The 22603-nt window shown below is 60.3% G+C and carries 18 protein-coding genes; 8 read left to right on the top strand and 10 right to left on the bottom strand.

The window, feature by feature from the left end; genetic code table 11:
• Positions 1-211 precede the first annotated feature (211 nt).
• The 4 genes from E5673_RS02100 (at position 212) to E5673_RS02085 (ending at position 6075) form a co-directional block, all read left to right on the top strand.
• Positions 212-979, top strand: coding sequence for a TnsA endonuclease N-terminal domain-containing protein (locus E5673_RS02100; RefSeq protein WP_136188758.1), 768 nt, complete (start codon positions 212-214; stop codon positions 977-979).
• A 133-nt stretch (positions 980-1112) separates the two neighbouring features.
• Positions 1113-3287: a DDE-type integrase/transposase/recombinase gene (locus tag E5673_RS02095; RefSeq protein WP_136188757.1), complete on the top strand. Its 2175-nt coding sequence runs from the start codon at positions 1113-1115 to the stop codon at positions 3285-3287.
• Positions 3284-4231, top strand: coding sequence for a TniB family NTP-binding protein (locus E5673_RS02090; protein ID WP_136188756.1), 948 nt, complete (start codon positions 3284-3286; stop codon positions 4229-4231). The genes E5673_RS02095 and E5673_RS02090 overlap by 4 nt, the downstream gene beginning before the upstream one ends.
• 107 nt (positions 4232-4338) lie before the next feature.
• Positions 4339-6075 carry a hypothetical protein gene (locus tag E5673_RS02085; RefSeq protein ID WP_247599526.1) on the top strand — a complete coding sequence of 579 codons (1737 nt, stop codon included), beginning with the start codon at positions 4339-4341 and terminating at the stop codon, positions 6073-6075.
• Between the two features lie 501 nt (positions 6076-6576).
• Here the strand turns inward: E5673_RS02085 and E5673_RS02080 are convergent.
• Both E5673_RS02080 and E5673_RS02075 read right to left on the bottom strand, forming a co-directional pair.
• Positions 6577-7908, bottom strand: a complete 1332-nt coding sequence (locus E5673_RS02080) for a HAMP domain-containing sensor histidine kinase (protein ID WP_168711549.1) — start codon at positions 7906-7908, stop codon at positions 6577-6579.
• Positions 7905-8582, bottom strand: a complete 678-nt coding sequence (locus E5673_RS02075) for a response regulator transcription factor (RefSeq protein ID WP_136188753.1) — start codon at positions 8580-8582, stop codon at positions 7905-7907. The genes E5673_RS02080 and E5673_RS02075 overlap by 4 nt, the downstream gene beginning before the upstream one ends.
• A gap of 129 nt (positions 8583-8711) precedes the next feature.
• Here E5673_RS02075 and E5673_RS02070 point away from each other — a divergent pair, with 129 nt between their 5' ends.
• Positions 8712-9437 (top strand): hypothetical protein, encoded by a 726-nt coding sequence (locus E5673_RS02070; RefSeq protein ID WP_247599525.1) that lies wholly within the window; start codon positions 8712-8714, stop codon positions 9435-9437.
• Between the two features lie 65 nt (positions 9438-9502).
• On the opposite strand, the gene E5673_RS02065 is transcribed toward E5673_RS02070, so the two are convergent.
• The 5 genes from E5673_RS02065 to E5673_RS02045 all read right to left on the bottom strand — a co-directional run bounded on the left by E5673_RS02065 (position 9503) and on the right by E5673_RS02045 (position 16463).
• Positions 9503-10915 carry a metallophosphoesterase family protein gene (locus tag E5673_RS02065; protein ID WP_136188752.1) on the bottom strand — a complete coding sequence of 471 codons (1413 nt, stop codon included), beginning with the start codon at positions 10913-10915 and terminating at the stop codon, positions 9503-9505.
• A gap of 74 nt (positions 10916-10989) precedes the next feature.
• Entirely contained in the window at positions 10990-13782 is a 2793-nt protein-coding gene (locus E5673_RS02060) for a TonB-dependent receptor (RefSeq protein WP_136188751.1), read from the bottom strand.
• A 198-nt stretch (positions 13783-13980) separates the two neighbouring features.
• Positions 13981-14808, bottom strand: a complete 828-nt coding sequence (locus E5673_RS02055) for an undecaprenyl-diphosphate phosphatase (RefSeq protein WP_136188750.1) — start codon at positions 14806-14808, stop codon at positions 13981-13983.
• Positions 14805-15767, bottom strand: coding sequence for a cation diffusion facilitator family transporter (locus E5673_RS02050; protein WP_136188749.1), 963 nt, complete (start codon positions 15765-15767; stop codon positions 14805-14807). The genes E5673_RS02055 and E5673_RS02050 overlap by 4 nt, the downstream gene beginning before the upstream one ends.
• 51 nt (positions 15768-15818) lie before the next feature.
• A complete protein-coding gene (locus tag E5673_RS02045; protein WP_136191298.1) occupies positions 15819-16463 on the bottom strand; it encodes a DedA family protein in 645 nt (214 codons plus the stop codon).
• Positions 16464-16720: 257 nt separating this feature from the next.
• Here E5673_RS02045 and E5673_RS02040 point away from each other — a divergent pair, with 257 nt between their 5' ends.
• The gene (locus E5673_RS02040; RefSeq protein WP_247599524.1) at positions 16721-17380 is read left to right on the top strand and encodes a response regulator transcription factor; all 660 of its coding nucleotides are present in this window, start codon (positions 16721-16723) and stop codon (positions 17378-17380) included.
• Positions 17373-18755, top strand: a complete 1383-nt coding sequence (locus tag E5673_RS02035; RefSeq protein WP_136188747.1) for a HAMP domain-containing sensor histidine kinase — start codon at positions 17373-17375, stop codon at positions 18753-18755. The genes E5673_RS02040 and E5673_RS02035 overlap by 8 nt, the downstream gene beginning before the upstream one ends.
• Before the next feature lie 224 nt (positions 18756-18979).
• Here the strand turns inward: E5673_RS02035 and E5673_RS02030 are convergent, their stop codons facing one another.
• The 3 genes from E5673_RS02030 to E5673_RS02025 form a co-directional block, all read right to left on the bottom strand.
• Entirely contained in the window at positions 18980-19162 is a 183-nt protein-coding gene (locus E5673_RS02030; RefSeq protein WP_136188746.1) for a CsbD family protein, read from the bottom strand.
• A 368-nt stretch (positions 19163-19530) separates the two neighbouring features.
• Positions 19531-19662 (bottom strand): hypothetical protein, encoded by a 132-nt coding sequence (locus tag E5673_RS20145; protein ID WP_281727881.1) that lies wholly within the window; start codon positions 19660-19662, stop codon positions 19531-19533.
• Positions 19663-19734: 72 nt separating this feature from the next.
• Positions 19735-20769 (bottom strand): endonuclease/exonuclease/phosphatase family protein, encoded by a 1035-nt coding sequence (locus E5673_RS02025; RefSeq protein ID WP_247599712.1) that lies wholly within the window; start codon positions 20767-20769, stop codon positions 19735-19737.
• An 821-nt stretch (positions 20770-21590) separates the two neighbouring features.
• On the opposite strand from E5673_RS02025, the gene E5673_RS02020 reads away from it, so the two are divergent.
• Positions 21591-22595 carry a sensor histidine kinase gene (locus E5673_RS02020; RefSeq protein ID WP_247599523.1) on the top strand — a complete coding sequence of 335 codons (1005 nt, stop codon included), beginning with the start codon at positions 21591-21593 and terminating at the stop codon, positions 22593-22595.
• Positions 22596-22603: the final 8 nt, after the last annotated feature.

The raw sequence follows: 22603 nt of genomic DNA, 5'->3' as shown, positions 1-22603 counted from the left end.
TAGCAGATGGTCGCGCCAACGCGCGGAAACATTACCAAGCTACGGAAATGAAAAGGCCCCGCCGGTTGCACCCAGCGAGGCCCATAGAAGATCAAGGACCTTACTGCCCCTGATCTCCTTCATTCCGTGAAACCTGTCAAGGTTCGGGGCCGTCCCGGATCATGTCCCCTCACGTCCATCGCATCCGATTGCGAGATGGAAGGAACGATAAATGAAAGTCGATGCCGCAGACCACGATCACCTGCCGGAGCTATTGCTCAGCTTCAATGGCGAACCAACGCCCCAGTTCATCCGCGACAAACATAGCGACGCGCATCATGTGCGGATGATTCGGGCTGACGATGGTGGTGCGCTGCGCACCTTCAACGGCGGACTCGCCCATGAAAATGGCTGGTACACAAGCCGCAAGGCCAGACGTGTTCTTCACTGGCAGGGTGCGGCCCAGTACGATTTCCTGACACGCGCCGAGGTGGAGTTCGCCGTGGTTCGGGTCGCATCAGAATCTGTGCGCTTTGAATTCACGCGGGGAGGCAAAAAGCAGGTTTACACCATCGACGTCGAATTGGTTGCACCTGATGGCACCGTCACGCTCATCGAGATCAAGCGAGATCAGCGTGACCTTGCCGACCCGGAGTATCGCGCGAAGCTGACGGCGGTCCACGAAATTTGTGATGAGCATGGCATCCGGTTCAAGGTCATCCTTCGTCACCAGATCTGGGACAGCCTCATTCATCGTCGCAACGTGATGCTGTTTTGTTCACGCAGGTTCGTGACGATCCTACCGGAGCATTTGGAGCGTCTGGAAGCTCACGAAAGGCAGGTGGGCACGGATGCTACCTTCGGAAGTACCGCCAAAGCGATCGCGCCTAACTGCCCACGCACCGGCGAAGCCTTGATTCAAGCGCTGACGGTTGCTCGGCGCATTGAAATCGACCTTACCCGTTCGCTCTTGGATACGACGCCGGTGACCATTCACTGAGGCGCCGGTGTTTGCCCGGGATCCGATCTCCTCAATGGCCTGGGCCACTATCCAATCTCGATCCGAAGCGCCTGTCGCCGGCATCATCTCGATGCCGGCCACCTACCGGCGCGTCCCGAAAGGTTAGAATTCCATGGCGCACATCCGCTTTTCTCCCGGCGCGATCGTCGATGTTCGCGGAGCCGAATATCATCCTGCCTATGCTCACGGCCGGGTCCAGCTTACCCACCTGATCACGGGCGAGATCCTCAAGTACGAGCAGAAGGACGGATCGCTCGAATTGCCGACCGTCGAGCAATTCCAGCTTATGCAGCACGGTGGAGATGCTGTGACCCGGACGCCGCGTTCATCCGACACAATCCGCAATTACAACGATAGCGCAGAATGGACACGCGATCAGGCGGGTGCGATCTCTTCCCGCGCTTTGCGCATGGCGACCGCCTGCCAAATGCTGGACGAACGGGGCGTTCCGCAAGGCATCGGCGCTATTGAGGCCGCCCTCGACGATTGCTGGACGCCCGAGTTGGCCCATCGATTCGGACAAAAACCTTCTGCCTCGTCGGTGAAGAATTGGCGAAAGAACCGCGGCAGCATCGGAAATCGCCATCCTCGTCACATGGTCCCGCTGTCCGGCAGGCGCATCGCGCGTTCGCCGGACGGCAGCATCGATCAGCAGCTCCTCTGGACATGCGTGCTCGAGGGCAGGAAGGCGGGGCGCCACGTCGCGGACATCCATGCCGATTATGCCTATCGGCTCAATCTGGTGAATGACGGGCGTCACCCGTCCATCGACAAGCCGCACGAGCCTTTTGAGGTCTGCTCAGAGCGCACCGTGCGACGCCGTTTCAACGAACTAGAGTCGGACAAGACCTTGGCCACCTCCATAGAGGTAGAGGCCGTCAAGCAGGATTGGTCAGGAGCGGGCAAGCCGCTCGCGGCTGATTTCGTCATGCAGTATGTGATAGTGGATCACACTTGGCTCGACGTACATGTCGTATGTCCGGCCCTTCAGATGGTTCTTGGACGACCGTGGCTGACACTCGCTATCGACGTCAAAAGTCGTGCCATCGTCGGCCATCTGATAACCTTCCAAGATCCGTGCCGATGGTCGGTCAGCGAGATATTGCGGCGCATCGTGCTGCCCAAACGTCCCCCGCCGGCCATGACAAGCCGATATCCGGTTCTTGCGATGCTTTGCGGCAAGCCGGGCTGCCTGATCCTCGATAACGCCGTCGAATTTCGTAGCCACACGCTCGAAGCGGCAGCGCGGGATGCGGGATTTTCCGTTCGGTTCTGCCCGATCAAGCAGCCAACCTACCGAGCGATCGGCGAGCGTGCGATCAAAACCCTGAATGATCAGACAACCCGTCTGTTGCCAGGGCGAGCATTGACGCTGAACGATGCCAGACGTTGGGGTTACGATGCTGAGGCTCAAGCCATCGTCATGCTCGATGAGCTGGAGGCGATCGCGAACCAGATCATAGCATCGTACAATGTCGAGCCGCATGACGGCCTGGGTAGCCAGCAGCCCGCGCTTGTATTCGAACGTGACATCAATCGCTTCGGCATCAACGACTTCGCGGACTTCGCATCGTTTGCGCGCGACGTGATGGAGGTGCGCTCCGACGCGCAGCTTTCTCCCTCCGGTATCCGCGCTTTCAACCTGCGCTATCATGAGATTCAGGCGGTGCCGGAACTGTTGCGCGACCTTGTGCCCATCGAGCCGCGCCGCCAGCGGCGCAGCGATGCCACCGCGACCGTCGAGTTCCGCTACGACAGTATGGATATCAGTCGCATCCATGTCTGGAACCGTAAGACCCGGAAATATGTCGAACTGATGTGCGCCGACGAGAGGTACAGCAGCGGCATGCCCTTGTGGCTGCACGAGCAGATCGAACGCGAGGCGCAAAAGCAGGGGTTGGCGTTCAATACGCAGGAGGAGCGGATGAACGCCCGCGGGCATCTCATTGACGCTATCCGTAATATCAGCCCTGGCGACCTTGCCGCTTCACGAAAGCGCCTGGCCACCCTCATCGAGGTGCCGCGCATAAGGCAAACCACAGGAAACATTGTTGATCTGGTTCACGCGACGCCCTCTTCGGTAACGCTTGGCGATTTCATCGCCAATGACCGCGCGAGGTTGACCTCGCTCGACCAGGACATCGTCTCATCAAGACCTGACCCGCGTACCAAACCGGCAAAATCGGCGCTTGAGCGCCGCCGTGAGCACGCGGCGACGGGGCAAATCGAACTTGACGCCCCGGCTCGCAAGCGCCGGCTGCCTATGACCAAGGGGGGCTACCAATGACCGACCGGTTCAGCTCTGCCCCCGAGCAAGAGATGCCCGCCAGCGCAGCCACCCGCGTCGGCAAGGCCAAGGCGAGGTTTGATGCGATCCGCGTGGATTACCCACCTCAGACCGCGGTCGTGGCCGCGCTTGATGAGATGCGCATTGCGGCGATCGGTCGCCCGGCACATGGTCCTTGCGGCGGGGCCATGCTTGTCGCGCCTCACGGTTGCGGCAAAACCGAATCCATTGTCGCCCTTCGCCGTCGTCTGGAGGCATCGGCTGAAGAGAGCTGCAAACCGTTGCTCCATGTCGAGACCGCGGGGGCCGGCACGACCGACTCCCTGCCGACCTCGATCCTGCAGGCGCTCGGCGCTGCCCGGCCGGATGTCGGCACCGAAAAGGCGCGCTGGCCAAGAGCGATCGCGGAGATGCAGCGCTGCGGTGTGCAGATCGTCGTCTTCGATGAGTTCAACCGCGCCGCACGTAGACCCCGAATGAGCCGTGCTATCGCCACGGCGATCCGCGAAAAGATCATGGACGCAGGTATCGCGCCGGTAGCCTTTGTTGGATCGGAAGATGCCGGATCGGTCCTGGCGCAGGTGCCCGAACTGATGGAGCGGCTCGACGATGACATCGATCTCTCGCCCCTACGCTGGGACACGAAGGGGGATCGGGCACTCTTTGTGAGTTTCCTGGCTGATCTCGACGACGCGATGGTGGATGCAGGCATTCTGGCTTGCCTGTCCGGTCTTACGCACGAGAGTATTGCGCGGCCGCTTTGGGAGGCGTCGGCGGGCCGAGTGCGGCGCATCTGCAAAATCGTCCGCGCTGCTATGGCTGTTGCCCTGCACGATGGACGTGCCTCCGTCGATCGGAACGATCTGGCAGAGGCAGTCGATAGCTACTGCATCCCGCGCGATTTTTGCCAGAGCAACCCGTTTGCCAGACAGCACGTGCAATGAGCACCGCTCTTTCGCCATGGCGTGTAACGCGCGTTCTCCCGATAATCGCAGGGGAATCGTTGGACGGCTATGTCGCGCGCGTTGCGGCGGGTCATCACATGCCGCGAATGGCAAAGATCACCGAGGTCACGGGTGACATTCAATCGGATCGCCCTCACGCCTCCTTCTGCGACGATACGGGTTTGGAAATCCTTGCCGACTGTCTGGGGGTCAGTACTGAAATCACCCGACTGCACTCCCCGTTATGGTCACCCGATGCGAGAATGCTCAATCTCTTCGGGACGGCCGTACCTCGGGATTTTCTACAATTTTCGTACAGGCGCTTTTCCCCAAAGGCATTGGCGATGTCCGCGCATCATCGTGGCCTATGGCAAGTCCGCCAACTCCCGATTTGCACCGAAACATGGGAGTATCTTGAAGAGCGTTGTCCGAACCTAAACTGCCGTCGCCGTCAGGTCTGGCGACGTACGGCGGGCATCGACCTGTGTGACTACTGCGCAGAACCACTTACGCGAGCGCGCGCCGCCCTGGTTCCCGAAAATATCCGTGACAGCATGGCAATGCTCGTCGGCTTGATACACCATGACCCGGACAAGCGAAGGATCGCACGGCGTTATCTGCCACCGGAGCTAAGCGGTCTGGGCGGCGGGCATCTGCTGGAACTCGCTTGCGCGCTCGCCCCTGTCGTAGACCAGCGAGTGGGTTCGCTACTACACCACAGGTCTCTTTGCCTAGACAGCGCTCGGGACATTGTTGTTCCGGCCCTTGCGGCTGCATGGCCTTTCCTCACTGGCTGGCCCGGCGCTGTTGAGGCGCATGTTGCCGATAAGCTTAACCTTGGCGGTCGAGAGAAGGGTGGGAGTACCCGGAAAGCATTTTACGAAGTTCTTTCCGATCGCAACGGTTTGAGAGTATCACCGGCGGTCCAGAAGTTAATTTCCCACATCTTTGAACGATGCCAGACTGCGCGATCACGCGGTGTCACCATCTTAGAAATGGCCAAGTTGATCGGCGCTGACCGGCGGACTCTCTTTGAAATGCGCAAGGCTGGCAAGCTGCCTTCGTTCCTGGCGCTTGACGGGATCAGGTTGCAAGTTCTCGTTGATCGAGAAGCGGTAGCGCCAATGCTCACACGCAAAAAGACTCGCCTTCGCCTAGTTCAGGCCGCCGAGATTCTCGGTACGCCGACGTACGCTATCCGCGAATTGGCTCATCTCGGTTTGGTAGCAGTTGCATCCGTACCGCCGGGCCGTGGAGACTCTTTGCAGCTCGCCGTATGTCGAGACAGTTTGGAGGCCTTCCGAGACAAGTTGTCTCGCCGTTTAAGCCCGTCAAATGAGGGGTGTCCAGTTAGGCTTACAGAGGCGATGCGGGGGATTGGCGGGCATCCAAAGCCGTGGGCGAGAGTGCTTCAAGCGATTGCTGAGGGTGACTTGGCGGCAAGCGCAGTTGACGGGGACGCGCCTTTGGCAGATCGTATAACAATAAGATCGGAGGCGATACTCTCACTCGAATGTTTCCAGCCTACCGAAGGCATGGATTGGAGCGCCTGCATGGTAACAAAATCCGATCTTGCTGAAATCATGAACATCAGTCCCCCGCACTTTAGTCGGCATTCGGAGTTCCTGCTTGGGCCAGGCCCCGCTTTTCGGGAGATAACTATGGATACAGCCCATGAATTAGCCCGAAGGTATATCAGCACGAGTGAGATGAGCCGAAAATTACGTTTGTACCGGCGCGCAGTTGGCAATTTCGCTAGAATTCATGGAGTTAAACCTCAGGCTTCGGGCTTGTTCAGCCGTACTGAGGCCGAACAGCTTATCCCGGGTCTGCTCGTTAGCTGACACCGCGGTAGGAACGACAGCGGCATGATCGTCGCAGTCCTTCGTCGCTTGTCCTGATTTTCGCGACATCTGTGCAAGGAGCGGCGCTGTGAAACGTCGATGACGAATGGCGTATATTGCGGGCACTAGATGCTATCTGGGTAATGACGGGAAGCACACGATAGTCGCCAATCGGGGTTGGCAACGGCGTTCTGCGATCATCAAGGGGCTGCCGTCCGAAATCACCTGTTTCTCGCACAGTGGCGATTGAAACAGGGTTTCCACGCATCTGACTGCTGAAGGGCGATAATGGGAGGAATGCGGACCGTCCGCTATTGGGAAGGCAGATAGCGTTGGCGGACGTCGCCCGACGCTGAGGCCTTTCCCGAAAGGATGGTTTATAGAGAATATTTTTGGCTTCCCATAACCGATATGTGGCAGGTGAAATGGGAAAACCAGCGCCGATCGCGATCACCGATCGTGGGAATTGGCTTGTGCTTCGGTACGAACGAATAATCCGTTTTAGGTTTCGACGGTGAATAGTAGCGTGAATAGGCTGCCACCTTCGACGCGCTGCTGATATCGAACAGTTCCACCCGATTGCTCCATCAGGCGTGCCGCGACCGACAAGCCAAGCCCAGTCCCGTTGCTCTCGGTGACACCGCGCCGGAAACGCTCGAAAAGCTCTGTTGCGGTTGATGGGTCGATGCCGGGACCATCATCCATCACCGTCACCGCGGCGACGCCGACGAGGATGGTGATCGACGTTCCGCGCGGCGTATGCAGCACAGCGTTCTCGAGCAGTACTTCCAATGCGCGCGCCGCATAGTCCGGCTCCGTCAGGACGATCATCGGATCGCCCTCTTCGACCTCGATCGATTGTCCGCGCCTGATAGCCAGAGGAGCGATCTCAGCCGCGCGGTCGACGGCCAGCATACGCAGATCGCACGGCATGAAAGCCTTCGGCGCGGTGGCGTCGATCTCTGCAATTGTCAGAAGCCCTGCTACGACTGCGCGCAACTGATCGATCTGAGCCAGCATAGGCTCGCGTTGGACGCTATCCGAGATATCTTCTGCGCGCAGACGAAGTACGGCGAGCGGCGTCCGCAAGGCGTGCGCCGTGTCGGTTATGAAATCCCGCTCGGTACGGTACGCCAAAGTGACCCGCTCGAGTGCGGCATTGGCGGCAAGCGCTAGTGGCAGCACCTCGCTTGGAAGGTCGATAACGTCGATCCGTTCGTCGGTCTCGTGAGGACGCATAGCCTGGACCGTTCGCGATGCGCGGCGAATTGGCGCGAGGCTGCGCCGGACGATCACGACGTCGATCGCTAGCAAGGCGGCGAGCAGGATAAGGATGATCGCCGCCCCCAAGACGACGACATGGGTGACGATATCGTCGAAGATCACGGTAGGATGCTCGAGATCCTGAACGACAACAATCCATCGATCGCGCACGCCCGCAATTGGTACGGTCAGCCCAGAATAAATCGTTGCGCCATCGACCCTGCGAAACTGCGTCGCAACTGCACGGCTTGGAGGCGCTAGTGTCGGTGGTGGAGGCGGCAGACCATGCAGCGACCGGACCGTGCCTCCTTCGATTACGGCGAACGAAAAGCTTGCTCCACCACCGCTGAGTGCGAGGCGATCGGCGTCCGACACGGTCCAGCCGTGCCGGTCCCGCCGTACCCCGTGGGCGAGCGTCGTGGCGAAGGCTCCCAGGGTCTGGTGCTGCAGCCGCAGGCTCGTTGTTTCCAGCAGCAGGGCGACGGCCCCCGCTGCCACCAGCGCGGTCACGAGGGTGGCTATGCCATGTAGAATCAGAATACGGGACAGGATCGAGCGGGAGCGGATCACGCGGTCGTCGCCCGGAGCAGGTAGCCGATGCCGCGCATGGTCACGATCTCAATCTCGGCATGCGTCGCCTCCAACTTGCGACGCAGGCGGTGCACGGACACCTCTACCGCGTTGGACGAAAAGTCGTCGCCGAGCCCGAAGAAGTTCGCCTCGATCAAGCCTTTTCGGACCACCTTACCGCGATCACGCAGTAACAGGTGCAGCAACTGCGTCTCGCGCGGAGGGAGCATCAAGGGCTGATCATCCAGATATCCTGTTTGCGATCGCGGATCCCAGGCAAGCCGTCCGCATCGCCACATCATGGCGTGGCCGGTACTGGCGCGACGTAGCAGGGCCTGTACCCGCGCGACGAGTTCGTCCGTCGCAAATGGCTTGACCAGGTAATCGTCCGCGCCTGCGTCCAGCCCGGCGACCCGATCAGCGACGGCTGACCGCGCCGTAAGGATCAGGACAGGAACCTCGCTCCCCGTCGTCCGCAGCCATCGTAGCAATGTCAGGCCGTCGCCGTCTGGCAAACTCAGGTCGAGCAAGATCGCACCGTAATCTGCTGCCTGGATCGCCAATCGAGCCATGTCCACGGTATCATACCAATCGGCGACAAGCCCCGCGCGCGCCAGCCGTTCGATAACCAGTCCGGCCAGTTCACGATGATCCTCGACAACGAGCAGGCGCAACGCTTTCTCCCGTAAGGTCACCGTAAGGCAAGCGCCTCCAACCGGCGGTGTATCGACAATGCAGCGTTCGCGACAGGCTCGGTCGACTCCGATCGCCAGCGGACGCTTCCGGCAAGGACTTCGAACGAAATGCGCCTGATCATGGCGACGGTGCTAACGACCGTCCTTACCATCGCGCCGCTTGACGCGCAGACCACACTAGGCGGGGCCACCAGCTATCCGGATGTTCCTGAGCCCATGGTGTTCGACATGGTCCGCCCGCTTGGCGCGCGACGTGGGGAGTTGGAGATCAACACCCTGGTGCAAAGGAACGGCTCCGGTCCACATGCCAAGGCGGAATGGGCGCCCGAGGTTGAATATGCGGTAGCGGACGGTTTCGCGGTAGAGCTAGAACTTCCTGTCGAGGGGCTCGGCATCGCCGCTTACAAGATGGGGTTGCAGGGTACGTTCGGCACCTTCGCCGGCGGGCGCGGCGTACACGGGGTGCAATATCTCGGTCTCTACGACCGGACTGACAGGCAGTGGCGCAGTACACTGCTGTATCTCGTCGGTTTTCGTCTCGATGACAGGTGGAGCACGATGAGCATGATAGGTGCCGGCGACGTTGCCCTTAGCGGCCGCGATCGTTCGAGGCTGATCGTCAATCATTCGACTTTCTACGATCTCTCCCACACCACGTTGGCAGGGGTCGAGGTAAACATGCGGCTCGGGGGCAGCAGATATACGATGCTCATGCCACAGGTGCATCACCGTCTACCCAAAGGCTTCAGCATACAGGGTGGTGTGGGTGCGGTTCGCGACGACGGTGAACCGTGGCGTCCACGGGCAGGCGTTCGCGTCATCAAGCAGTTTTGACAAGGAGGCGAGCCGGCTCGCGTAGCCGGCTCGCCTCCTTGACCGCATCGCGTCTGGACATCTTTTCATTTGCCCCGTGCGACGCACCTGCCGCCATCCGGCCCGACCATCCCGTTGCAGGTGCGGGTCGCTAGCGTCGGCTCGGCGAGTTCCGCCAGCCGGTTCAGACCGTCATTGCCGCGGGCAAGATCGAAACCGTCATAGAGTTTGCCCGACGCCGTGAACGTACGGAACCGGAGCTGGTCGCCAGCGACGTCGACCACCTGGTAAAGTTCGGTCGCCTCGGCCGTCTTGTCGGGCTGGCTGCGCGCGCGATCGTTCAGGCCATACATCTTGGAGCCGGTGACGGAGACGAGATAGACCGGCCCCTGGATGCCGCCTGTCTTTGCGCGCACGGCGCGGCCTGCGTCACGTCCGGTTTCCGCGGTCAGCCGGCTATAGCAATGGTCGTGCCCCTGCAGCACAAGGTCGACCTTGCGCGTTTCGAAGATCGACTTCCATGCACTCTTCAACGCCGCGGTATCTTCAGGGCGTGCGCAGGTGAATAACGGCTGGTGGAACAGCACGACGTTCCACTTCGCCTTACTGGCCGCGAGCGTTGCGTCGAGCCAGCGGGTCTGGCTGTCGAGTTGGCCGAGTTCTAGTGCTGCGGTGCCGTCGAGCACGACGAACCGCACGCCTTGGTAATCAACAAAATAGGTCGTCGCCTTAACGGGCGCGGCGCCATTGCCGGGCAGCGCGAACTGCAATGGCCAATAGGGTCCGAGCTTGCGGCTTTCCGTTCCGTTGGCGAGTTTTACGTCGACATATTCGTGATTGCCGGTCGCCGGCAGCTGCGGCAGCATCGCGTAGTTATAGCCGCCAGCCTCGTCGAACTCGCCCCATTCGTCGTCATGATCCAAGTCGTCGCGCTGTGCCGCCAGATCGCCGGCATGCACGACCAGCTCGATTCCGCCATTGGCATGAAACGCCTGCCGGATCACGCGGGCGGCATAGGTGAGGATGCCGTTCTGGATGTCGCCGAGATACAGGAAACGGAATGGCTTTGCCTCGACCGCCGCGGTACGGAACTGGATCCACTCGCTCCAGCCGGCACTGCCCTTCAGACGGTATGCGTAGACCGTGTCGGGGGTCAGTCGTTCGAAGCGTATGTGGTGATAGCGCGCGGCCCCGTTCGCGCTCGTCATCGCGGTGCTGGTTCCGGAAACCAATATCGCCTTATCGGCCAGTGTCGGCCCATCGACGGCCACCGCGATCTGCGCCTGCGCTGCCGCCTGCGCCATATCGGTGCGATAGGACACCGCCATTCCGCGCGACGGGTCCGCGGCGGCGGTCAGCATGATGCGATCGGGTAGATTGCGCGCGGCGTAGGGCAGGCCGGGGGAGCGGGGGATAGCCGATACCGACTGCGCGACGGCATCGGAACCGAGCGCCAGCATCAGGAGGGTGGCCGCCACGGGGAGAGTCGGTTTCAGCATTGAGGGTCTCGATAATGACGCGGGGACATGGGGGCACGGGATGGCCGCTTGGGGGATACCAAGCGGACGATCGGTCAAAAGCTGGCCATCACGCCGAACTTGGCGGTCCAGTTATACTTCTCATATTGCAGCAGGCGCTGCGACCCGGCGAAGTTCTGATAGGCATAATAGGGCGCGTCGGTGACGTTGATCCATTCCGCGAACAGTCGCGTGCGGGGCAGGACCCGGAACTTGGCGGACAGGTCGAGCTGGAAGTGATCGTTGACGATACGGTCTTCGTCCGCCGCCCCGCCAACCTCATCGAGATACTTGTCCCGGTACGTCCCTGCCGCGCGCAGCGATATCGGGCCCTTCTCGTAGCCAAGAACGACGTTGAACGTGTTCTTCGACGCCGAGGGTAGGGCGATGCGACGCGGGTCGTCGCGGTCCCCGCCGGTGAACACCGTGCCGGTGGCGTCGGTGTAGGTGTAGTTCGCGTTGAGCAGCAGGCCGTCGAACGGGGCGGGCAGGAACGTCAGTGCCTGGTTGAACGACAGCTCGATGCCCTTCACCGTTGCCGTCTCGCCGTTCACGAAGGTCACCGCCTCGGTATAGTCGATCCCATACGCCGTGCCGGGTTCGAAATCGCGCTGTTCGACGACGAAATCCTTGATCGACTTCCAGAACACACCGACGGTCAGCGCGGCGCTGTTCCCGAAATACCATTCCGCCGAAAGATCTCCGTTCCAAGCCCGATAGGGCTTGAGGTTGGGGTTGCCAAACTCCGCTTCGGCATCCTCGTTCAGCAAGAAGCGCGGCGCAAGGTTGGACAGTTTGGGACGAACGAGGCTTTTCGAACCGCCGATCCGCAGGACGACGTCCTTTGCCGGCTCGTAGCGCACTGTCAGGCTCGGCAGCACGTCGGTATAGTCGCGGCGGAACCGGTTGGGGGTGATGACGACGTCGTCGCCGTCGGTCGCGGTCAGCGCAGCGCGGATGTCGTTGCGCGTTCGCTCGACGCGTAGCCCGCCAACGACGCGGATCTGCTGGCTGTCCCAACGGCCCAGCGCGTAACCGGCCTGGACGTCTTCATCAATCGCATAGTCGGATGATCCGGAGTTCAGCGCGGTCTCGATGGGGTCGAGTTCGAACAGCGATCGGTTCGCATTGAAGAAGTCGCGTGGCGCGGTGCGATCGACCACCGGGCCGAGATCCGTGAACCGGTACGTCTGCCGGCCGAGCACGTCGGCCAGCGTATAATCGCCGTCGTACCCGCCGAAATACTCCATATCGAAGTCGTAGCTCTTCTTGCGCCAGCGCAGCTTCGTGCCGGCCTGCACAGTGAACGTCCCGCCATCGGCGGCAAATTCGCGCGATACGTCGCCGCGCAGCGTGAATTCCTGGTCCTGCGAGTCCGACAACGCAGTGCGTTCCACCCGGTTAAACTCATATTGCCCGGGGTCGTTGACCAGGTCAGTGCCACTAATGATCGTGTAGAGTGGCAGAAGCGGGTTCGCATAGTCGAAGTTCACGTCGACGCCATCGCCGTCGAAGCGGGCGCGGAAGCGGGTCGGGTCAAGCGAACCGCTCTCCTTCTCCGATGCTTTCGAATAAGCACCCGAATAGACGAACTTCCAGGGACCAGTGACGGTTTCGCCGCCCAGCGTAAGCGAACCGATGCGCTGCTTCTCGAAGCGATCCTTCATGCCGCGGCGGATCTCAATACGGCCATCGGCATCGGTGAACGCCGCGGAGGTCGCGGTACCGGAGGCGGCGGGCTCGTCGAATATGAACGACAGATCGCCGCGGTACTCGTGATCGCTGAACTGGCTATATAATCCGCGCGCATAAAGCTTCGTCGTGTCGCTAGGGCGCCAGTCGAGAGTGAGCGAGCTGCCCAGGCGCTTTCGCTCGACGTCATAGTCGCGATACTGGACCTCTTCGACATAGGCGACGCCGTCGTCGTTGACGTCCCAGCCCGATGCCTCGACATTGTCCGTCTCGAACTTGCGTCGGTAGTAGCTGATGCCACCAGCAACCCCAAAATTGTCCGTCAGGCGTTTGGAGAAGTCGAAGCTCGCTTTTGGGGTCAGCGCATCCGCATAATCGTTGTAGCTACCTTCGAGCTTGACCGAGAATAGATCCTTCTTTCGGTCGAAAGCGCTGGTTGTGTTGATCTCGATTGAGGCCCCGATGGTGTCGCCGTCCATGTCCGGAGTGAGCGATTTCTTAACCTCGATCGATTCGATCAGTTCGGCGGGGATGACGTCGAGCGCGACCGAGCGTACGTCGCTCTCCGGCGCGGGCACTCGCGTGCCGTTGATCGAAGCCGCATTCAGTTCGGGATCAAGGCCACGGACCGATACGAACCGACCTTCGCCCTGATCGTTCAGGATATTGACGCCGGGCAGGCGCCGCAGCGATTCCGCTACGTTCTGGTCGGGAAACTGGCCGATTGCGTCTCTTGTCAGGACGCTTTCGACGCCGTCGGCGGAGCGCTGCCGCGACAGGCTGCTGGCGACATTCGCTGCCTGCCCGACGACGAGGATCTCCTGGTCGGACGTCGAGCCCATTGCGATGTCGGCACGCGCAGCGCCGGTATCTGCAACGATAACGGTCGCGCGGATCGGCGCTGCGTTAATGTAGCGTGCCTCGATCGTGTACGTGCCGGCGGGGACGTCGACGAAACGGAAACTACCGTCCCGCCCGGCTTCGGCGACGCGATTGAGTTCGATGATCCGCAGCGACGCGCCTTGCAGTGTTCGCGTACCGGTTCCGTCCGAGACGGTGCCGACAATCTCGCTGGCGAACGCAGTAGCCGGTACCAAAAAGGCGGCGGCCAGGGCGAGATGACTGGCGCGCGAAAGCGCGCGGCGAAGCGTGTTCATATGTCTTTGAGCCCCATTCGATGCGCGAAGCGTCGATTAGGATCGACCGTCGCGTCTTGTCGGGACGAGCAAGTGTGCGTGCCGGATGACAAACGTGCGACGGATCCGCGTCGATATCGTTACGCAACCGAACATTGGGACAACGCAATGTTTGCCGAGGCAGACAGTCCTCACAGAACGGATACGGTGATTGCCTCTTTAGGTCGCGGGAATGTAGCCAAGCGATAGCATTCCAAGCAGTATCGATCCGGCAAATACTCGGTACAGGACAAACGGCATGTAGCTGCGGGTGGATACGATCCGCAGGAAGACGATGATCACGCCGTAGCCGACCCCGAACGCTACGAGCGTCGCGATCGCGAGGCAGGCGGGGGATGGACCTCCCGTCACGTCGCGGCTCGCGATCAGTTGGTAGAAGCCCGACAGCAGGACGGCGGGTACCGCGAGCAAGAACGAATACCGGGCCGCGGCAGCGCGGGTGTAGCCGAGCGCCAGTCCGGCACTAATCGTGCCACCGGACCTCGACACGCCGGGGATCAAGGCCAAGGCCTGGGCAAATCCCAACACGATGCCATCGCGCCATGTCATACCGTCAAGCTGGCGGGTCTTCCGACCGATCACGTCGGCCACCGCGAGTAGCAGCCCGAAGAGGATCAGCGTCGTCGCGGTCAGGTACAGGTTGCGCAGCGAGGTTTCGATCGCATGCCGGAACGCAAGGCCCATCAGCGCGATCGGTACAGTTCCCAGCAGGACTAGCCACCCCATCCTCGCATCGGGCGACAGCGGCTCGCGACCGCGAGTAAACGATGCAAACCAGGCGACGCCAATCCTCCAGATGTCATGACGGAAATAGAGCAGGACGGCCGCCTCGGTGCCGAGTTGGGTGATGGCCGTGAAGGCTGCGCCGGGATCCTTGCCGCCCTCGAGGACGAGACCTGCGATCCGAAGATGCGCGCTGGACGATACAGGCAAAAACTCCGTCAGTCCCTGGATGAGACCAAGCAGAACTGCTTCTAGCCACGTCACGCGGCGCTGGCCGCAACACTGGCGGCGGTGATCGCGGCATCGCGCCGGTGTGCCTCGAAGCTCTGGGCCTCAATGAAGACGCGTGTGACTTCAGGATGCGTTTCCTTGATCGCGCGCTCGAGTGCGCTGACCGTGGCCTCGACCCCAGACGCACGAAGTCCATCGCTGAAGTCCAGGCTCACCGCGACGAGAACGTCGTTCGGTCCGAAGTGCATCGTCAGCAGTTCGTTGACGCGCAATACGCCGGTCCCCGACGCAGCGATTGTACGGATGCTGTTGCGCACGGAAGGCCTGACGCCTTCGCCGGTGAGGAGACTCTGGCATTCATAGGCCAGAAAGGCGGCTGTTACCGCGAGGATCACACCGATGACGATGGAGGCTACGCCGTCAAGCCAGGGCAGATTAAGCGCCTGGGACAGGAAGATACCGAGCATCGCCGTCAGCAAGCCCAGCAAGGCAGCAGAATCCTCGAAGAGGACGGTAAAGATGGTTGGATCCTTACTTGCCCGGATCGCTTCGATCCAGCTGCCGGAACCCTTCTCCTTGCGGAACGCACGCAATGCGACCCACCATACGCTGCCCTCAAAAACCAGTCCGAAGGCCAGCACCACATAGTTAATCCAGGCACTTTCGACAGGGTGGGGCGACTGAATTTTGTCGATCCCCTGATAGATCGAGATGCCCGCGCCCAGCCCGAAGATCAGGATGGCAACCACGAACGCCCAGAAATACAGACGCAAGCCATAGCCGAACGGGTGGTCGGGCGTCGCAGGCTTTGCTGCTTGTTTAATCCCGTAGAGGAGAAGGATCTGGTTGCCCGTATCGACGAGCGAATGCACACCCTCTGACAACATCGCGGAAGATCCGGTGAACCAGGCGGCGACGAACTTGGTGACAGCAATTGCCGCGTTGCCGGCAAGCGCGGCATAGATCACGGTCTTGGAACTGTTGGCGGCCATGACGTCTTAGAAATCCTGGAAAGAGTGCGTGTCGTAAAAGGGTCGAAGATTCTATGATGGTTTGCGCGCAGTTCTGGCTATCCGGCGCCGGTCGCGGCGCCCCGCATCGCTACCGATTGCTCTTGCACCGATGATGCCACCAGCGACGGTCATAACCGCAATCGCGGCGCCGAAGAGCAAAACGTGAGTGTTGGTTATCGCCCCACGCCCACCAAGCGATTGGGCGGCTAGAAAACCGGGGGCGAGCAGTGCTGGCACCCAGATCAAGGCTGACGTGATGTTGGCAATCTGGAACGAGCGTAGCGGCATTCCGATCAGGCCGGCGACGAGCGGTACGGTTGCGCGGATGGGGCCGAGGAACCGACCAAAAAGGATGGATGCCATACCGTATCGGCGAAAGAACAGCCGCGCGCGAGCTGCAGCGTGGCGGTGTCGGTTGAGAGGCCAGCGTCGCAGTGCAGAGGGACCGATCGAACGACCGATAACGAACGAGAGCCAGTCGCCAAGCACTGCGCCAATGATCGCGCACGAGACGATCGGCCAAGGGCTAAGCAGACCTGTGGCGATCATGCCCCCAACTGCCATCATCAGCGCCGTTGCCGGTATGAACAGGCCGACTACAGCGAGGGACTCGCAGAACGCCAGGACACCCATGACGGGGCCGGCCCACAGCGCATGGCGGACGATGAAGGCCATCGTCTCAGTGATCAGTGCGTTCAGGAAATACACTCCGGGCGAGACTGGTCTCGGACGCGAACCGTGGGCGCTAGCGGACAAACCGCTTCGCCGTTGATCGATGATCGAGCTAGGCGTCCTGACGAGCGTGAACAATCTCGGCGACCGCAGATTGGGAATTATCAATCTTTCCCTCGTCGCAGCGCCTGCGGAGCGCGATAAGGATGGTCGCGTAGGTCGCGGACCGTATTGAGGTGTAGCCAATCGTGAGACTGCTGTTGATCGAGGACGATGCCGAGGCGGCGCAGACCATCTGCCGCGCTTTGTCGGGCGAGGGGCATGAAGTCAGCGCTGAACGGGTCGGGTGGGAGGGCTTGGCAAGCCTGCTTCGCGAAGCGCCGGACCTGATGATCGTTGACCGGATGCTCCCCGACATGGACGGGCTCGAGATTGTGGAGACGGTGCGGGTCAACGGATATCTTGGTCCAGTGTTGTTGCTGACGGCGCTCGGCTCGATTGAGGATCGTGTCACCGGGCTTCGCGCGGGCGCTGACGATTATCTGGTCAAGCCGTTCGCGATCGCTGAACTCATCGCACGTGTCGAAGCCCTTTTGCGGCGCGGCGCTAATCAGCAGGAGGTTGCGAGCTTTGGCAGTATCCGCATCGATCGGATGCGTCGTGAGGCATGGAGGGAAGATCGGCGGGTCGTGCTACAACCCCGCGAATTCGAACTCCTCGAGCGGCTGGTAAGCCAGAATGGCAAGACGGTGTCGCGAACGATGCTTCTCGAACAAGTGTGGCATCTGCATTTCGATCCACAGACGAACATCGTCGAAACCCATATGAGCCGGCTCCGACAGAAACTGAACGCCGGATTTGACGTGGACGCGATCCGGACCGTGCGTGGGATAGGCTACAGCCTTCGTAACGATGGCTGAGACCGCGCGGACTGCCCGCCAGATCACACTGTTCTTTATCGGCGGGTTCACGCTGGTAACGCTGGCGCTGGGGGTGGGCGCCGATCTGGTCGGAAAGCGCATCCTAACCGAGCAGCTTGACGAAGAAATTGCTTTCGAGATGCGAAGCCTCCTCACCGTTGCCGGAAAAGGCGGTGCGCCTGCAATGCACCGTGCGCTTCAGCGCAGGGACGACCGCGGAGTGAATAACTTCGGCTATTTGCTGATCGGGAGCGATGGCCGCCGACTTGGCGGCGAGCTCGCAACGACACCCCCTCGCAACGGCTGGGACAATATCCGGTTTCGCGATCTGGAAGGAGGTCAGCACGCGGCCAGAGCACAGACTACGACGCTAAGCGACGGCGCTCGCCTGACCGTCGCGACCGAACTTGCCCCAGCCGAGGAGTTGCGCAGCACTCTGCTGTCGCTGTTTCTCGCCGGGTTCTGCATCATGCTGGCAGTCGGTCTTACAGGCGGGGCGCTATTTGGGCGTATGATCCGCGCACGGCTTGGATCGGTCAACCGCGCGGCAATGTCGGTCACCGAAGGGGATCTCGGTCAACGGATCGCGGTTAGCGATCGCCAGGACGAATTCGATCAACTCGCGACGACGCTCAACAACATGCTCGATCGCAACGCGGCTTTGATCGAGAACCTGAGACACGTCTCCAGCGACATCGCCCATGACCTCCGAACGCCAATTATGAGGTTGCGACTTCGTTTCGAACAGGCATTGGCTTTGGCAGAGGATGATAGTGAGCAGGCCCGACAGATGGATCGATCCATCGCAGACATCGATGCGATATTGTCATTATTTGCGGCGCTTTTGCGTATCGCTGAGATTGAGTCGGGAGCACTTCACGCCTATTTTCATCGTGTCGAACTCAGTCAAACTGTCGCCATGCTCGCTGAAAGCTATGTGCTCGTTGCGCAGGACAGTGGCCGCAGCCTAGCGTGCCACATCGATGATGGTATCGCCTTGACGGGAGACACCGAACTCCTCGCGCAAATCGTCGTGAACCTGCTCGAGAACGCGTTGAGGCACACGCCCAATGGCAGCATCATCAAACTTGAGCTGACCCAAGCGGACAATACGGCGATTCTGACTATCGGAGACAATGGAATTGGCATTCCGGACTGTGACCGGGCCCGTGCCGTCCAGCGATTTTCTAAGCTGGCACGTGGGCCGGCTAGTGGTCACGGCTTGGGACTGAACCTTGTCGCTGCAATCGCCGCAGCGCATGGCGGCAGTATGAAACTGCTAGACAATCACCCAGGTCTTATTGTCTCGATCGCCTTACCAATTTTTGACAATCCACAGCATACCATAGCGCCCAAACGAGACCCCAGCAGCTAGTTGTCGTTGGCTGCTACTTGCAAGAGATCGGGCTGTAATATGCCAAGTTCATCCATGTGGGCAACAAGCTTCACCAGTTGAGCTTCGATTTGCTCGGCACAGACCGATATGTCGATAGTCCAAACACTGCTAGTCATTGAATAGATATATCCGACACTGGCGGCGTTAACGATAATTGGTCTACGACCGCCGGTTGCTCGGCGGTCGTAGTATGGGGTTATACCTTAGATCTTGTCGCCGAGAGCACCCTTTACGCTACCCTTGACGTCTTGACCGGTGCCCTTGAGCTGCTGCGCCTCACCTTCGGCTTCCAGTTCAGCGTTATCGGTGGCATCACCGTACAACTCTTTCGCCTTACCTGCGATCTTGTTGCCCACTGCTGCGGCCTTGTCGGTAAATTCACCCACGTGATGTTCCTAGTTGCTAAACCTCAACCTGAGGTCGCTTCGGGAGTGATAACGCACAACCCGCAGAAGCTAACCGCCCCTGACCCGAAATTTTACGACATTGGGGAATCGCAATGTTTGTGGGGATGCCTGCCTGCCGGCGAAGGCCTGCGTTACGTAGATCGTCCGTCCGTCGGCCTCGTAAGGTGGCAGGTGCGTCGTATCGACCACGGGCAAGACCGGCGGCAGTCACCCTGCCACGCTCCCTTCAAGCGCTTCGGCGTCGATCCCCGCAGCCACGCCACGACGCCGTGCGCTTCGGTACCGTCACCGTTGATCATAATGACGGCGCGATTGCGGACAGCCGTCGACCATTCGGCGACCGTCTTCTACTGGCGGATGAACGACCCCGGTATCCAATGCGACATTGCCATGTCGCGCACATCGATCATGGTCGGGGCGGACGGCACGCCGATCGGCCGGACGAGTCCATCCGGTACGATGGTATTGAGAGCGGGCATGACGCCTCCTTCGAACTAATCGGGACGCCCTACCCAGTCCTGTCGCCTGGTGGGAAGATGGCGGTCCCCACGTCAGCCATGGCGACCGATCATAGGCGTCCTGTCGACACTCACATTTTTACCCGCAGGAACAGGTCGGCCTGTACGCGTCTGCCAACTCACGCGGTAGGTGACGCGAAAGCCGTCGTGATCAGATAGCCTCGGGCTCCCAGCGGATCCATCGAACAGGGCTTCGACACGGATCGGAATGATCCGCACGCTCGATCCGCTTTCGAACAGTTGCAAGTCCTGCGTATCCATCCACGGCTCGTCACCGTCCCACGAGATGCGCGTATCGCACAGCAGCGGCTGGTCAGTGCACCATTCGTGCACGATCTCGAATGGCTCTGCGACATTGCGAAACCGCTCGAACCGGATCGCCGAGCCTTTCATGTTGAAGTCGCCCCCCAGCACCGTGGGTATATCCGGGCTACCCACCGCCGAAATGAAATTGACTAGTTCCTCCACCTGGAGCCGGTGAGCGTGTCCGTGTCGCTGTGGCGACACGCGTGACGCACCTTGTGAATTAAGGTGAGCATTGAACAGGTTGATCGCACCGGGAACGCCGGGAATTGCGATTCTCGCATAGAGCATGCCCTTGTTGCTCAGGCAGTCCAGACCCGCACAACGCCGCCTTCCGAACGGCTCGGACAGCATTTCGACAATCGGAAAAGCGCTGAGTATCGCCAGTCCGGAACCGGCGAAATGCAAACCGATTTCGCCCCTCTTCCATTTATAGGGTTTTGGCATCCGACCGGCGCCAGGCAGCTGTTTTCGCTGCGTGCGGGAAGGCCCCGATACCATGTTCGGATACTCCAGATTGGTGATGGCCCGGACCGCGGCCTGACTGAACATTTCCTGGACCATGACCACGTCCGGCGCCTCGCCTTTTGCCTCCATGCCGCGCAGTACCATGCTGATCCGTTCGAGTGACGGTCGACGGCCCCGACGTGCGGGCCAGCCAAGGCCTTCCACGTTGAAAGTCAGAACATCGAACGTAGTGCTGGCTCTCGTCCCGTCAGCAGAAAACGTGATTGGTCTGGCGGCTCTTTCCAGGCTTCGGTTCATCACAGGGGGCGGCAATGAGGTGCAACCTGCCGACAAGCAAAGCATGATCACCAATAGCCAGCCCCATTGAGGGAGATTGCGACCGGGAGGGTGGCACTGGCGGGTGTCGGAAAATACCATCGAAGGCTGCGCTTTGGTAATAACGCGCTCAGAACGCAAGACAGCATGAACCGCCAACGGTACGTCGATAGCTGCTGACTAAGTTTCTCGATTGGGACGTGAAACGGGGGCAGCGGGCAACAGCGGCGAGTGAACTGATTCCGCTGCAAGCCGCTTTCCCAAAAACCGTTCCAAACGTTTTCTCGAGATGGCGTGATCTCGACGGAGTTATGGGAATGAAAAAAGGTACGCTCGTTAGGCGACGCAAAACACAAGATAGTCGCCAATCGGGGTTGTCGACGGCGTTTTGCGACGATCAAGATGATACCGTCCGAAAACATCTGTCTGTCGAACAGTCGTGATTACGATCGGGTTCTCCATACATATGACCGCTCAACAGCGATAATGGAGAGGATAGCAGGCCGGCCGCTTATAAAACAGACAAGAGGGCTTAGGCCCTTAAGAGAACTTGTAGCGACCACGCGGCCACATTTGATACCCTCGAACTGTGAAGATCTCAAGTATGCCTGCTGATCTCGCAGGAGAAGTCAGAAGCGTTCGAGAGCGGCCGAGCGAATTAACACCCTGATTTTTCGAGAAATTCAGCATCGAGTGCACGCCTTGCGATCTACTAGCGGCTATTTATGTTAGTAAACTAAATTAGGATCCGGGTGTTAGATAGACTATGGCGGACGGACAGCGCTATCGAGAGGACATACGGCTTGCTTCCTGAAATGCCGATTGCCCATGCCTGGCAACCCGAACACCTCCAGTTAGCGATGACCGCAGCCGGCGTCGCGCTGTGGGCCTGGAATGTCGATAGCGATCTTTTTACGATGGATGAGCGAGGCTTTGAGCTTTGGGGCATGCCGTGGCGTGACACGGTAACGTTCGAAGAGCTGTCTGCGCATATCCACCCCTCCGATCGCGACCGCGTACGGTCGGCCTTCGCGGCGACGCGCGCTGTTCTCGGGCCTTACGAGACAGACTTCCGTATCCTGGCTGGTGACGACGTCCGATGGATTTCTGCTCGCGGCCAAGGGGATGATGCCGGCATCGTTGGCCGCACCATGTTCGGCATCTTTCTCGATGTGACCGGGCGAAAGCACGCTGAAGAAGGCAACGAGCTTCTGGCAGGTGAGATGAGCCACCGCGTGAAGAACCTTCTCACGATTGCTACCGGCCTGACCGCGATCACGTCCCGAGGAACCGCCAACAAGGAAGAAATGGCAAGCGAGCTGACCGAGCGCCTGTCAGCACTAGGCCGCGCGCATGATCTCGTGCGGCCGCTTCCTAGCGGGCAAGGCAACGCCGCCCTGTTGGGCGATCTGCTGACGGTACTGCTCGCGCCGTATGACGATATGGGCGCCTTCAGGGGACGAATTCGCGTCGCGGTCGAGCGCATGGGAGTGGGGGAGTCCGCAGCGACGGGTCTTGCCTTGGTCATACACGAGCTGGCTACGAACTCGATGAAGTACGGCGCCCTGTCGGTGCCGACGGGCACGTTGGACCTTTCCAGCCCGCCTGATGGCGCCGAACTCATTATCACGTGGCTTGAACGGGGCGGACCGCGGGTTTCGCCGCCTGAAAGCGGTTCCGAGGGCTTCGGCAGCAAGCTTGTTAGGCGGACCGTGGCTGGCCAACTGGGCGGGTCGATCGCGTACGATTGGTCCGAAGGTGGGCTGATCGTTACCCTCAGAATTAGTCGGGAGCGACTATCGTCTTAATGGCAAAA

Origin of the sequence: Sphingomonas sp. PAMC26645, assembly GCF_004795835.1 — a bacterium.
GTDB lineage: Bacteria > Pseudomonadota > Alphaproteobacteria > Sphingomonadales > Sphingomonadaceae > Sphingomonas.
This window is presented reverse-complemented; position numbering and strand designations above follow the sequence as displayed.